Source organism: Mesorhizobium kowhaii (genome assembly GCF_003253745.1).
GTDB lineage: Bacteria > Pseudomonadota > Alphaproteobacteria > Rhizobiales > Rhizobiaceae > Mesorhizobium > Mesorhizobium kowhaii.
This window is the reverse complement of sequence record NZ_MZXV01000056.1, coordinates 239,111-251,395: the sequence shown is the minus strand read 5'-3', so window position 1 is coordinate 251,395 and position 12,285 is coordinate 239,111. Positions and strand designations below refer to the sequence as shown.

13 protein-coding genes are annotated in these 12,285 nt (G+C 65.3%); 5 read left to right on the top strand and 8 right to left on the bottom strand.

Going from position 1 to position 12,285, the window contains the following annotated elements:
- Positions 1 to 38: 38 nt before the first annotated feature.
- Complete coding sequence (locus B5V02_RS26675) at positions 39 to 1,442, top strand: FAD-binding oxidoreductase (protein ID WP_111547023.1); 1,404 nt, start codon at positions 39 to 41, stop codon at positions 1,440 to 1,442.
- Here the strand turns inward: B5V02_RS26675 and B5V02_RS26670 are convergent.
- From B5V02_RS26670 to pcaQ, 8 genes are all read right to left on the bottom strand, one after another.
- Positions 1,430 to 2,875 (bottom strand): aldehyde dehydrogenase, encoded by a 1,446-nt coding sequence (locus B5V02_RS26670; protein WP_111547215.1) that lies wholly within the window; start codon positions 2,873 to 2,875, stop codon positions 1,430 to 1,432. The two genes, B5V02_RS26675 and B5V02_RS26670, sit on opposite strands and share 13 nt — an antisense overlap.
- 40 nt (positions 2,876 to 2,915) lie before the next feature.
- Entirely contained in the window at positions 2,916 to 3,701 is a 786-nt protein-coding gene (locus B5V02_RS26665) for a coniferyl-alcohol dehydrogenase (protein WP_111547214.1), read from the bottom strand.
- A 2-nt stretch (positions 3,702 to 3,703) separates the two neighbouring features.
- On the bottom strand, positions 3,704 to 4,768 hold the full coding sequence (locus B5V02_RS26660; protein ID WP_111547022.1) for a branched-chain amino acid ABC transporter permease: 1,065 nt from the start codon (positions 4,766 to 4,768) through the stop codon (positions 3,704 to 3,706).
- On the bottom strand, positions 4,765 to 5,655 hold the full coding sequence (locus B5V02_RS26655; RefSeq protein WP_111547021.1) for a branched-chain amino acid ABC transporter permease: 891 nt from the start codon (positions 5,653 to 5,655) through the stop codon (positions 4,765 to 4,767). The genes B5V02_RS26660 and B5V02_RS26655 overlap by 4 nt, the downstream gene beginning before the upstream one ends.
- On the bottom strand, positions 5,652 to 6,380 hold the full coding sequence (locus B5V02_RS26650) for an ABC transporter ATP-binding protein (RefSeq protein ID WP_111547020.1): 729 nt from the start codon (positions 6,378 to 6,380) through the stop codon (positions 5,652 to 5,654). The genes B5V02_RS26655 and B5V02_RS26650 overlap by 4 nt, the downstream gene beginning before the upstream one ends.
- Positions 6,377 to 7,120 (bottom strand): ABC transporter ATP-binding protein, encoded by a 744-nt coding sequence (locus B5V02_RS26645; RefSeq protein WP_208647143.1) that lies wholly within the window; start codon positions 7,118 to 7,120, stop codon positions 6,377 to 6,379. Before B5V02_RS26645 ends, B5V02_RS26650 begins: the two co-directional genes overlap by 4 nt.
- A gap of 21 nt (positions 7,121 to 7,141) precedes the next feature.
- Entirely contained in the window at positions 7,142 to 8,458 is a 1,317-nt protein-coding gene (locus tag B5V02_RS26640; RefSeq protein WP_111547019.1) for an ABC transporter substrate-binding protein, read from the bottom strand.
- Between the two features lie 238 nt (positions 8,459 to 8,696).
- Complete coding sequence (gene pcaQ / locus B5V02_RS26635) at positions 8,697 to 9,614, bottom strand: pca operon transcription factor PcaQ (RefSeq protein ID WP_111547018.1); 918 nt, start codon at positions 9,612 to 9,614, stop codon at positions 8,697 to 8,699.
- A 93-nt stretch (positions 9,615 to 9,707) separates the two neighbouring features.
- Here pcaQ and pcaD point away from each other — a divergent pair, with 93 nt between their 5' ends.
- Genes pcaD through pcaG form a run of 4 tightly spaced genes read left to right on the top strand, consistent with a single transcriptional unit; the run spans position 9,708 to position 12,276 of the window.
- A complete protein-coding gene (pcaD, locus tag B5V02_RS26630) occupies positions 9,708 to 10,517 on the top strand; it encodes a 3-oxoadipate enol-lactonase (RefSeq protein ID WP_111547212.1) in 810 nt (269 codons plus the stop codon).
- On the top strand, positions 10,510 to 10,917 hold the full coding sequence (pcaC, locus tag B5V02_RS26625) for a 4-carboxymuconolactone decarboxylase (RefSeq protein WP_111547017.1): 408 nt from the start codon (positions 10,510 to 10,512) through the stop codon (positions 10,915 to 10,917). The genes pcaD and pcaC overlap by 8 nt, the downstream gene beginning before the upstream one ends.
- Complete coding sequence (gene pcaH / locus B5V02_RS26620; protein ID WP_111547016.1) at positions 10,907 to 11,662, top strand: protocatechuate 3,4-dioxygenase subunit beta; 756 nt, start codon at positions 10,907 to 10,909, stop codon at positions 11,660 to 11,662. The genes pcaC and pcaH overlap by 11 nt, the downstream gene beginning before the upstream one ends.
- On the top strand, positions 11,662 to 12,276 hold the full coding sequence (gene pcaG, locus B5V02_RS26615; RefSeq protein ID WP_111547015.1) for a protocatechuate 3,4-dioxygenase subunit alpha: 615 nt from the start codon (positions 11,662 to 11,664) through the stop codon (positions 12,274 to 12,276). The genes pcaH and pcaG overlap by 1 nt, the downstream gene beginning before the upstream one ends.
- The last annotated feature ends 9 nt before the right edge of the window (positions 12,277 to 12,285 follow it).

Sequence of the window (12,285 nt, the reverse complement as noted above, 5' to 3'; positions counted from 1 at the left end):
GGGTTTGACCGGCGGGCGATCATGATTAGGATTGGTCAATGTCGCCTAAAACCCAACAGCTTCTATCTGCTCTGGACGACCGGTTGGGCGCGGGCGGTGTCCTCGCCGGCTCCGACGTGGACCAGCGCTATCGCGACGATCCCGACGGCAAGCTCGGCGCGCTTCCCGAAGCGGTGCTGCGCCCGCGCGACACCGAGGGTGTCGCGGCAGCACTCGCCGCATGCAACGATCTCGGCCAGCCAGTTGTCGTGCAGGGCGGACGCACCGGGCTGACCGGCGCCGCGCGTGTGCAGCCGGGCGAGGTCGTGTTGTCGCTGGAGCGCATGACCGGTCTCGATGCACCGGATCGTCAGGCTGCCAGCATCGTCACCGAGGCGGGCGCAACGCTGCAGGCGGTGCAGGAGGCAGCCGACGGCGCCGGTCTGATGTTCGGCGTCGACATCGGCGCACGCGGTTCTGCCACGGTCGGCGGCAATGTCGCCACCAATGCCGGCGGCATCCGCGTGCTGCGCTACGGCATGTACCGGGCGCAGGTGCTGGGGCTGGAAGCGGTGCTTGCCGATGGCAGCGTGCTGACATCGCTAAAAGGCCTGCCCAAGGACAATTCCGGCTACGACCTCAGCCAGCTCTTCATCGGCACGGAAGGGACGCTTGGCGTCGTCACACGCGCGGCGCTCAGGCTGCATCCGAAGCCGGTGTCCGAGGTGAACGCCTTCTGCGCGCTGTCTTCGCTCGATGCGGCGATCGCCCTGCTCGGGCTGCTCCGGCAAAAGCTCGGTCCACTCTTGTCCGCCTATGAGGTCAACTTCGCGCCGCTCTATGACGCGATGGTCGCCAGCATGGACATCCCGGCGCCGCTGCCTGCGGGTTCGTCCGTCTACGTGCTGGCCGAGATCCAGGGCAGTGAGCTCGAACGCGACGGCGAGCGCTTTGCCGAAGTGCTGATGCAAGCGGTCGAAGACGGTGTCATCGACGATGTGGTCGTCTCGCAGTCGCCGCGCGAAGTCCGGGCGCTGTGGGCCGTGCGCGAGGACGCCAATCGCGTCCTGTTTTCGATCAAAGGTCTGATCGGCGTCGACATCAGCATCCCGCTGGCGCGGATGGGAGCTTTCCTGCGGGAAGCGGACGCCGCCATCCACGCCGTCGATCCCGGCGCCGACATCTATGTCTTCGGCCATCTCGGTGACGGCAATCTGCACTACCAGGTCCGCACGGTGGATCCGGCGGCGGCATACGACATCGTCTATCGCGGCGTGGCGGCAGCCGGCGGCGGCGTTTCGGCCGAGCATGGCATCGGCCTCGACAAGAAGAAGTGGCTGCATCTGGTTCGCAGCGACGCAGAAATCGCTGCGATGCGGCGGCTGAAAGCAGCGCTTGACCCCGGAAACATCCTGAATCCGGGACGGGTCTTCGACCTTGGCCCATCGGTTCAGAACGGATAGTGCTGGCCTGGATCCTCGATCGTCACCCAGCGTAAATCGGTGAACTCAGCGATCGATGCCTTTCCGCCGAAGCGGCCATGGCCCGAGCCCTTGACGCCGCCGAAGGGCATCTGTGCCTCGTCGCCGACGGTCGGGCCATTGATATGGCAGATGCCGGCTTCGATGCGCGCGGCCACCGCCATCGCACGCTTGATGTCGCGGCTGAACACGGCTGACGACAGGCCGTATTCGGTGTCGTTGGCGACACGCACGGCCTCATCCTCGCCCTTGACGCGGATCACCGGCTTGACCGGCCCGAAGGATTCTTCGGCATAGACGCGCATTGCCGGCGTAACATGGTCGAGCAAAGTCGCCTCCACCACGGTACCGCTGCGCTTGCCGCCGGCGACCAGCCTGGCGCCCTTGGCGACGGCATCAGTGATGAGTTCCTCCATCTTGTCGGCCGCCTGGCTGCTGATCAGCGAGCCCAGCACGACATGGCCACGCGGGTCGCCGGCCGGCAGCTGCGACGCGCGTGCCGCTAGCTTGGAAACGAATTCATCGGCGACCTTGTCGTCGACGATCAGCCGTTCGGTCGACATGCAGATCTGACCTTGATGCATGAAGGCGCCGAAGGTGGCGGCGTTGACCGCGGCGTCGATGTCGGCATCGTCCAGCACCAGCAATGGCGCCTTGCCGCCGAGTTCGAGCAGCGCCGGCTTCAGATACCGTCCGGCGAGCTCGGCAATGATCCTGCCGACCTTGGTCGAGCCAGTGAAGTTGACGCGCTTGACTAAAGGGTTCGCGACCAGCGCCTCGACGATACCGGCGGCGTCCTTGGGATCGTTGGTGACGACATTGATGACGCCCTTGGGCAGGCCGGCCTCGACCAGCACCTGGCCAATCAGCCGGTGCGTGCCAGGGCTCATCTCGGATGCTTTCAGCACCACCGTGTTGCCGCAGGCGATCGGCATTGCGATGGCGCGGGTGCCGAGAATGACCGGTGCATTCCACGGCGCGATGCCAAGGCACACACCAGCCGCTTGGCGGATCGCCATGGCCAGCGTGCCCGGCTTGTCGGAGGGTATGATCTCGCCCGAAATCTGCGTCGTCATCGCCGCCGCCTCGCGCAGCATGTTGGCCGCCAGCATGACATTGAAACCGGCCCACGGGCCGGTGGCGCCTGTCTCTTCCATCATCAACCTGGTGAATTCGCCGACCTTCGAGGCCATCACGTCAGCCGCCTTGCTCAGCAAGGCGCGGCGCTCGCCAGGCCCGGTCTTCGACCAGGCCGGAAAAGCGGCTGCGGCGGCCTCGACCGCGGCATTGGCGTCGGCGATGCTGGCCGCCGCGGCGCGCGTCGCCAGCCTGCCGGTGAACGGGTCCATGCGTTCGAAGGACACCGCACCTGAGGCAGCCCGTTCGTCGCCGTCGATCAGAAGTCCGATGTCCATGACTGTCTCCATCGCTCCCCTTGGAGCGTATTCTTTTGGGTTAGAATCCGAACATTTCGGCATTGATCGATGCTTCGAGGCCACCATCGACCGGCACGTTGGCGCCGTTGATCCAGCGCGCGCCGTCCGAGCACAGGAACAGCACCACCGGCGCGATGTCGCCGGAGGTGCCGGCCCGTCCGACCCTGGCAATGTCGCTGTCGACGCGGGCGTCGCCGAGCACGGTGCGGAACTGTTTCAGGATCGGTGTCTCGACCGGGCCGGGGCTCACCGCATTGACGCGGATGCCTCGGCGTTTGAACAGATCCTGGTGCGCCGCGCGAAACGTCCACAAGAGCAGCAGTTCCTTGGAGACGGGATAGCCTTCCTCGTTCCTGACTGCATGGTCGCAAACCACCTCGGCGACATCCGGAAAACCTTCGATGCCGACCATCGAGGCGGCGCGATTGAGATTGGCGCGCCAGCCATAGCCGGCGATCGAGGCCACGTTGACGATGGCACCGCCTTCGCGAAGTTTTGGCACGAGACCTTCCGAAAGCGCCCGCAGCCCGAAGAAGTTGACGGCCAGCGTCGCCGCCGCACCGGTGTTGCCGGAGAGGCCGGCGACATTGCAGAGCGCGTCGATACGCTGCGGCAGACGCGCGATGAGATCGTCGACGCCGGCCTTCGACGAGATGTCGGCTTTGACGAAACTGCCAACCGCTGCAGCAGGCTCACGAACATCGACGCCGATCACGTCGGCGCCGAGCTGGCCGGCGAGTTCCGCCGTGCGCGCGCCGATGCCGGAGGCGACACCGGTGATGAGGATGGTCTTGCCGAAGAGCATGGTCATGCCTTTTCCTGATGCATCGTGGTTTGTTGTGGCGAAGGCATCGCGTCGTCATCGGCGGAGGCCGCCGCGAGCCTGACGCGATAGCCGACCGGCAGCAGGCGAAGCCCAAAGCGCTCCTCGATCGTTCCCCACAAGCCGCGCGGCAGGAAGAGCGAGAACAGCACCGCCGTGGCGCCGAGGCCGACCAGGTACCAGACGCCGGTGCCGCCGAACCAGGTCTCGATGAGGAAGAACGCCAGCGCGCCGAGGATGGCGCCCTCGAAAGTGCCGATGCCGCCGACCAGCACCATGAAGATCATGTAGGCGGTCCATTGCACGTTGAAGTAGGTTTTCGGCTGGAAGGTGATCGAGGTCGCCAGCCACAGCGCGCCGGCAATGCCGATGCCGAAGGCGGCAAGCACGAACAGCAGCCGCTTGGTGCCGGTGACGCGCACGCCGACCGAGGCGGCGGCGTCCTCATTGTCCCGGATCGCGCGGATCGCGGCACCCGTGCTGCCGCGCAGCAGGCCAAACAGGATGGCGAGCAGGGCGGTCATCGAGGCCAGTGCCAGCCAGTAGATCGTCGCCCGCCTGGTGCCGGCGTCATAGACATTGAGCGAGATCAGCGACGTGCCGGTTTCGCCCTGCACCAGCCGGTCGAGATTGACCAAGAGATGCGTCAATGCCGCGATGACCCACATGCCGATGGCAAACTCGCCGTTCCTGAGCCGCAGCATGAACAGCGACAGCGGGATAGACACCACGCCGACGACAATTCCCGACGCGAACAGCGCCAGGAATGGGTTGAGGCCTGCATCGGCCAGCCGGATGGCGAAATAGGCGCCGAGCCCGAAGAACACCTGCTGCCCGACCGAGACCAAGCCGCCGAAGCCGGCCAGCGCATTCCACATCGCTGCCAGGATCACATAGATGAACAGCGCGGTCATGCGATCGACCGCGCCGGCCGACAGCAATTGCGGAGCAATCGCAAGCAGCGTGATGATGATAGCGACGGCCATTGCGGCGATCCGCGACGTCGCAGTGCCGCGCTCGATGACAGGCATGGTGGCGGGAGTGCTCATGACGTCCTCCCGAGGCGCAACAGGCCGCGCACGCCGAGGCCGGACGCGGACAGCCGCACGAACAGCACGACGAGAAAGACAGCGTGGCCGCCGATCAGAAACCCCTGCGGATGCACTTGCGCGCCGAGCGTCTGGGCAAGCGCCAGTACGATGCCGCCGATCAGCGTTCCCCACAGCGATCCGGCGCCGCCGATCACCGCCGCCTCGAAGGCGAACAGCAATTGCGGCGCGCCGGCATAGGGATCGAAGGTGGCGCGCATGCCCAGGAACGCGCCGGCAAGACCAACCGTGACCATGGCGATGGCGGCGGCAATTGCGTTGGCGCGGCGCGCATCGACACCGACCAGGCCGGCGGTGTCGGGGTCTTCCGATGTGGCGCGGATCGAGCGGCCAAGCCGGGTGCGGGTGAGGAACAGCTGCAGCCCGCCCAGCAGGACCACGGCCGTGGCGAACATGATCACGGCGAGCTTGCCGACATAGATGTTGCCGGGCCATTCCCAGGAATCATAGGACAGGCTGCCGATATAGGGAGCCAGCGAACGCGTGTCCGCGCCGAATTGCTCGAACAGCAGATTGTCGATGACGATGGCGAGGCCGAACGTCGTCAGGATCGGCAGCAGGGCGCCGCCGCGTGCGCTGCGTTCGAGCAGGAAGCGCTGCAATGCCCAGCCGATCGCCGCCATCAGCGGCAGGACGATGAGCAGGCCGGCAAAGGGCGAGACGTGGAATCGCGACGCGAGCAGCCACAGCGCATAGGCAGCGAACACAGCAAGGCTGCCATGGGCGAGGTTGATGATGCGCATCACCGAAAACATGAACGACAGGCCGCAGGCGATCAGCGCGTAATAGCCGCCGAGAAGGATGCCCTGGATGATCTGGTTGCTCATGCGGGAACGCTCCCGGTGCCTTTCCGGTGCAGGCCGAAATAGGCCTTCGTTACCTCGTCGCGCGAAACCTCCTTGCTTGGTCCTTCAAGCGCGACACGGCCTTCGAGCATGCAGATGACCCTGTCGGATACCGCGAGCGCCCGGTTGAGGTCCTGTTCGACCAGGATGATCGTCGTGCCTGAAGCGATCAGCCCTTGCAGCGCGGCATAGACACGGTCGACGATCAGCGGCGACAGGCCGAGCGAAACCTCGTCGAGCAGCAGCACGCCCGGATTGCTCATCAAAGCGCGGCCGATCGCCGTCGCCTGCTGCTCGCCGCCCGAGAGATGGCCCGTCTTGGCATGACGGCGCGGCTTGAGGTTGGGGAACATCTCCAGCACCTTGTCGACGCTCCAGTCGCCCGGCCGGCCGGCGGTCTTGCCGAGCAGAAGGTTCTCCTCGACCGTCATCTGAACGAACAGTCTGCGCCCCTCCGGCACCAGCGCGACACCCATGCCGACGCGCCTGTGCGACGGAATATTGGTGAGATCGGCGCCGTCGAGCAGCACGCGGCCGGCTGCCGGCTGATGCGCACCCGCGATTGCCCGGAGCAGCGTCGTCTTGCCGGCGCCATTGGCGCCGACCAGCGCCAGTGTTTCGCCGCGTTCGATCGTGAAGCTCACGCCGCGCACCGCCTGCAGGAGGCCGTGCCGGACAACCAGGTTCTCGACCGACAGCAGGCTCATTTCGGGCCTCCGCCGAGATAGGCGCGCACGACCTCGGGATTGCCCATCACCGCTTGCGGCTCGCCGTCGGCGATAATCTTGCCGGCGTCCATGCAGATCAGCCGCTCTGCCACCTGCAGCAGGATGTGGACGATGTGCTCGATCCAGACGATGCCGATCTTGCGCCGGCGCAATTCCTTGATCGTGTCGACAAGTTCGCCGGCTTCGCCATCGGTCAGGCCGCCGCCGATCTCGTCGAGCAGCAGCAGCGTCGGTCTTGCCGCGAGCGCCCGCGCCAGTTCCAGCCGCTTGCGGTCGAGCAGCCCGAGCGTTTCGGCGCGCCGGTTGGCAACGCCCAGCATGCCGCACAGCTTCAGCGAGCCGAGCGCTTCCTCATAGGCCTCGTCGCGGCCGAGGCCGGCGCCATGCGAGGCGGCGACGAAGACATTCTCGAAGGTGGTCATGCCGCTGAACGGTTTCGGCACCTGGTGCGTGCGCACCAGGCCGAGCCGGCAGCGCTGCGTTGCCGACAGCGGAGTCACATCGCCGCCCTTGAAGCTGACCGTGCCCGAACTCGGCAGAAATGCCCCGGCCAGCACGCTGAGCAGCGTGGTCTTGCCGGCGCCGTTCGGGCCGACAATGCCGACCGCCTCGTCAGCGGCTATGGTGAAGTCGATAGCATCCAGCACCACCAGTGCACCGAAGCGCTTGTGGATACCGGCGGCGGTCAGGATCGCCTGTTGTTGCGGATGGGTCACCAGGTGATCCTCGTCAGCGGTCCATCAGCCGTTGTAAGGCAGAAGCTTGGCTTCGACGGGCACTTTCGGGTCCGTGGCATTCTCGGTCACGACATAATCGAGCGGGAACTTGCTGCCTTCCTTGGCGGCGACCCACTGCGTGCCGATGATCGGGCCGGGCGAGACATTGGCCACCGGCCCGCTGGTGAAGTCGACCTTGCCGATCATGGTCTCGGTCTTGAGCTGGCTCAGCGCCTTGGCCACCGCCGCCTTGTCCTTGGCGTCGGTGCTGGCCTTCAGCGCCTCGAAGCCGGCGTCGAGTAGCGACATCGAGGCGCCGAGCTGCTGCGTCCACTGCTTGCCGCTCGCGGCCTCATAGCCGTCGGCCAGCTCGGAGCCCGAAACACCGGTCAGCGGCGACTTGTAGGGGAAGGCCTTGTGCCAGTAGGCGGCGCTTGAAATCTTCATGCCGAGATCGCCGAGCGCCTCGATATCCGAGGGGAACAGCCCGGTCTTGGCGACCTGGCAGATCTTGATCTGCTTGATCAGCCCTTGCTGCGCCGCCTGGCGCCAGAACGCCGCGAAATCCGGCGGGATCGGGAAGGAATTGAAGATCTCGACGCCTTCCTGCTTGAACAGCGCGATCTGCGAGGAATAGTCGGTGGTGCCGGTCTCATAGGCGCCGGGATCGACAATGGTGAAGCCTTGCTTGGCCAGCAGCGGTGCCAGGTTGGCGCGGATGGCGTTGCCGTCGGCATCATTCGGATACATGACGCCGACCTTCTTGTTGGTCTCGATCAGGTTCCATTGCGAGATGTAGGTCTTGAAGAACTCGCCGACGCCGAAGCCGAAGTGATAGGTCCATTTGAACGGCGAGGGCGCGCCGGGCTTGGCGCCACGGCCGAAATACCAGGCTTCCCAAGGCATGACTGTCGACAGGCACGGCACGCCGGCGGCTTCGCAGGCGTCGGCCACCGGGTTGATCACTTCGGGCGTCGACACCGCCAGCATCAAGTCGATGGCCTGGTTGTTGATCAGGTCCTTGGCCAACTGGCCGGCGCGCGACGGATCGGACTGCGTGTCCTGGTCTAGGATTTCGACGCTGTATTTCTTGCCGCCGATGTCGAGCCCGCCGGCCAGCGCCTTGCGGGCCAGGTCGAGCACGTAACCATCGGTCTGGCCGAAGCCGGCGAGCGGCCCGGTGCGCGGGCTGACAAAGCCGATTTTGAGCGTGTCGCCGGCCTTGGCAAAGGCGCTGTGGCCGCCAAGCGCGAGCGCCGTGCCGCCGGCGATCGACGTGGCGATGAACTGGCGTCGCGATATGCCTGGAACGGTGGATCTGCTGCCGATGGCGTGGGTCATGTGTTCCTCCCTCTATGGTGGCGCCTCGCGGCAACCACCGGTTCGTTCAACGCTTTTGCCGCTTGAGACGGTGATCCACCGCCATCGATGGCGACGAATGGCACGATTTTTGGTCCTCCATCGTCACAGTGCACCACCGGTTTGGTTCGGTAAAATGATATTTTGCGGTGTTTCATTAACCCCTGGGTTAGGAAACGGCGTGGCCGGGATGACGTCCGGTTGAAATGCTCGGAGACCGTCAGCTGCCTTGCCTTGCCGCTTCGCGGATGGTCTGCAGCAAGATGGAGAAGGCCGGCGAGGGCGCCGTGTCCGTCCGCATCGTCAGGCCGACCGGACCCTTGGTTTCCTCGGTGTTGACCGGCAAGGCGACGAAGGCGCCGCTGCCGAGTTCATTGGCGACGACGCCGGCTGAAATGATCCAGACGGCATTGCTCTGTCGCAGGAAGGCGCGGCCGAAGGAGTCCGAGACGGTTTCGATCTCGGTTGCCGGTGCGGTCATGCCGTTGGTGATGAACAGCCGGTCGACGAAGGGGCGGATGACCGATTCCCGCGTCGGCATCAGCATCGGGAATTCGTCGAGCCGTGCGAACACATCCTGATTGGGATCAAGCAGCGGGTGTCCCGCTCGCACCACGAACAGCACCTGTTCGGAGTAGAGGTGCTCGAAGAAGAAGCCGGTCATGTTCTCCGGCGCCGCCAGCCGCCCGACGACGAGATCGAGCGCGCCGATGCGCAATTGTTCGAGCAGCACCGCGTTCTCGCCGGTGACGATCTTGATCGCCGCCCGGGTGCCCTCCTTGAGAAACAGGGTCATGGCAAGCGGCATCACCCGCGCTGACACCGTCGGCAGCGCGCCGATGCGGATCGGGTGCCGGTTGACCGCCCCGTCCTGCCTGACGGAATCGACGCCTTGCTTGAGCGCCGTGATCGCCGTGCCGGCATGGCGAAGGAAGATCTCGCCGATGCGCGTCAGCCTGATGCCGCGGCCGTCGCGTTCGACCACCGCCACGCCGAGCGCCTCTTCCAGCTCGCGCAACGTCTTGGTCACCGCTGGTGGGCTGACATGCAGAAAATCGGCCGCTCTCGCCACGCTTCCCTGCCGCGCAACTTCCAGGAATGCCTGTAGGTGACGGAACCGGATGCGGCCCTCGGACATGGATTTGATAACCCCTGAGTTAATGAAACGGCGCAAAATATCATTTTACCGAACCAAATGCCTTGTGCAATGTGGAGATGGAGGACCGAAATCGTGCCATTCGTCACCATCGGCGGCATCACGCTGCACCACCGTCGCATCGAGGCGAACGGCAGTGCGCGCCCGATCGTGTTCATCAATTCGCTCGGCACCGACTTCCGGATCTGGGACCAGGTCCTGTCGATCCTGGACGGTGAAATGCCGCTGCTGGTCTACGACAAGCGTGGCCACGGGCTCTCTGACATCGGCGGTATCAGGTCGATCGACGATCATGTCGATGATCTCTCGGCGCTCATCGATCATTTCGGGCTGGGCAAGGTCGTGCTGTGCGGCCTGTCGGTCGGCGGTATGATCGCGCAAGGGCTCTATGCCAGGCGCCCGGAGATCGTCGAGGCCATGATCCTGTGCGACACTGCCCACAAGATCGGCACGACCGAGAGCTGGAACACGCGCATTTCGATCGTGGAACGGGACGGCATCGAGGCGATCGCCGACGGCGTGATGAAAGTATGGTTCACGCCGGATTTCCATGTCGCGCGCGCTGCCGACCTTGCTGGCTGCCGCAACATGCTGACCCGGCAAGCGCTGCCCGACTATGTTGGAACCTGCATGGCGGTCCGCGACGCCGATTTCACCGATAGCGCTAGACGGATCGCGGTGCCGACGCTTTGCATCGCCGGCGACCAGGACGGCTCGACGCCTCCCGACCTCGTCCGCTCGCTGGCCGGTCTCATTCCCGGCGCGCGTTTCGAGATCATCCGCGACGCCGGACACATTCCTTGTGTCGAACAGCCCGAAGCGCTGACCGCCCTGATCCGCAATTTTATCGCATCGCTTGCCCTTGGAGCCGAAACCCATGGATGAAGTCCCCGCCAACGCCGCCAGATATCGCACGGGCCTCGCGGTGCGGCGGTCCGTGCTCGGCGACCGCCATGTCGACCGGGCCGAGGTCGCCGCCACCGATTTCGACCAGCCTTTCCAGGAGCTGATCACCGAGGCCGCGTGGGGAACGGTGTGGGCGCGGCCGGGCTTCACCAAGCGCGAGCGCTCGATCGTCACGCTGGCGCTGCTGGCCGCACTCGGCCATGATGAGGAGGTCGCCATGCATGTGCGCGCCACCGTCAACACCGGTGCCTCGCGCGACGATATCTGCGAAGCGTTCCTGCATGTCGCCATCTATGCCGGCGTGCCGGCCGCCAACCGTGCCTTCAAGATCGCCAAGGACGTGTTTTCGGAAATGGACGGAGCCAAGAATGCCCGCTGAGTCCGGATCGAACCGGAGGCCCGAGACCGGCGCCTTCTTCCAGCGCGACCGGACATGGCATCCGCCGGCGCTGACGCCGAACTACAAGACCTCCGTGCTGCGCTCGCCGCAGAAGGCGCCGCTCGCCTTCGACAACACGCTGTCGGAAATATCCGGCCCGGTCTTCGGTCACGCCATGCTCGGCGAACTCGACGCCGACCTGATCCACAATTTCGCCAGACCCGGCGAGAGCGCCATCGGCGAGCGCATCATCGTCTATGGGCGGGTGCTCGACGAACGCGGCGTTGGCGTTCCCGGCGCGCTGCTCGAATTCTGGCAGGCCAATGCCGGCGGCCGCTACCGCCACAAGAAGGACGGCTATCTGGCGCCGCTCGACCCGAATTTCGGCGGCTGCGGCCGCGCCATCACCGATGAGGATGGCGGCTATGGCTTTCGCACCGTCAAGCCCGGTCCCTATCCCTGGCCGAACGGGCCGAACGACTGGCGGCCCTCGCATATTCACTTTTCGGTCTTCGGCCACGGCTTTGCGCAACGGCTGATCACGCAGATGTATTTCGAAGGCGACCCGCTGATCTGGCACTGCCCGATCGCGCGCGGCATCCCCGACAGGGCAGCCATCGAAACGCTGATCGCCGCGCTCGACATGCAGGCGACGATCCCTTTCGACGCGCGCGCCTACAAGTTCGACATCGTGCTGCGCGGGCGCCGCTCCTCGCTGTTCGAAAACAGGCTGGAGGGCAATTGATGGCCCAGTCGCTCGACCGGCTCAGGGAAAGCCCTTCGCAGACCGCGGGACCCTATGTCCATATCGGGCTGACCCCAAATTTCTGCGGCATCGGCGGCGTCTATGCGAGCGACCTTGGTGCGACCATGGTCAACGACAAGACCAGGGGCGAGCGCATCGGCCTGAGCATCCGCGTGCTCGACGGCACCGGCACGCCGCTCAAGGACGCGCTGATCGAGGTCTGGCAGGCGGATGCGGACGGGCTCTACAATTCGCCGGCTGAATTGCGCGGCGCTGCCGATCCGAATTTCCTCGGTTGGGGCCGTTGCCCGACCGACATGGACACCGGCCTGTGCGCGTTCGAGACGATCAAGCCCGGCCGCGTACCGTTCGGCGATGGCCGCCTGATGGCGCCGCACATCACGCTCTGGATCGTTGCCCGCGGCATCAATCTCGGCTTGCACACGCGGCTCTATTTTTCGGACGAGGAAAAGGCCAATGCGCAGGATCCGATCCTGGCGCGCATCGAGCACCGCATTCGTGTGCCGACACTGATCGCCGATCGCACCGGCGATATTTATGTCTTCGACGTCCATCTCCAGGGGGAGAAGGAAACGGTCTTCTTCGACAGCTAGGAGAGCCGC

What these genes read in the sequence shown, in the direction of transcription:
- B5V02_RS26665 (WP_111547214.1), bottom strand. Translation starts at nt 3,701, where the DNA reads ATGCTCTTCGGCAAGACCATCCTCATCACCGGTGTCGCCTCCGGCATC.
- B5V02_RS26640 (WP_111547019.1), bottom strand. Translation starts at nt 8,458, where the DNA reads ATGACCCACGCCATCGGCAGCAGATCCACCGTTCCAGGCATATCGCGA.
- pcaH (WP_111547016.1), top strand. Translation starts at nt 10,907, where the DNA reads ATGCCCGCTGAGTCCGGATCGAACCGGAGGCCCGAGACCGGCGCCTTC.
- pcaG (WP_111547015.1), top strand. Translation starts at nt 11,662, where the DNA reads ATGGCCCAGTCGCTCGACCGGCTCAGGGAAAGCCCTTCGCAGACCGCG.
- B5V02_RS26670 (WP_111547215.1), bottom strand. Translation starts at nt 2,875, where the DNA reads ATGGACATCGGACTTCTGATCGACGGCGACGAACGGGCTGCCTCAGGT.
- B5V02_RS26660 (WP_111547022.1), bottom strand. Translation starts at nt 4,768, where the DNA reads ATGAGCACTCCCGCCACCATGCCTGTCATCGAGCGCGGCACTGCGACG.
- pcaQ (WP_111547018.1), bottom strand. Translation starts at nt 9,614, where the DNA reads ATGTCCGAGGGCCGCATCCGGTTCCGTCACCTACAGGCATTCCTGGAA.
- pcaC (WP_111547017.1), top strand. Translation starts at nt 10,510, where the DNA reads ATGGATGAAGTCCCCGCCAACGCCGCCAGATATCGCACGGGCCTCGCG.
- B5V02_RS26650 (WP_111547020.1), bottom strand. Translation starts at nt 6,380, where the DNA reads ATGAGCCTGCTGTCGGTCGAGAACCTGGTTGTCCGGCACGGCCTCCTG.
- B5V02_RS26655 (WP_111547021.1), bottom strand. Translation starts at nt 5,655, where the DNA reads ATGAGCAACCAGATCATCCAGGGCATCCTTCTCGGCGGCTATTACGCG.
- B5V02_RS26675 (WP_111547023.1), top strand. Translation starts at nt 39, where the DNA reads ATGTCGCCTAAAACCCAACAGCTTCTATCTGCTCTGGACGACCGGTTG.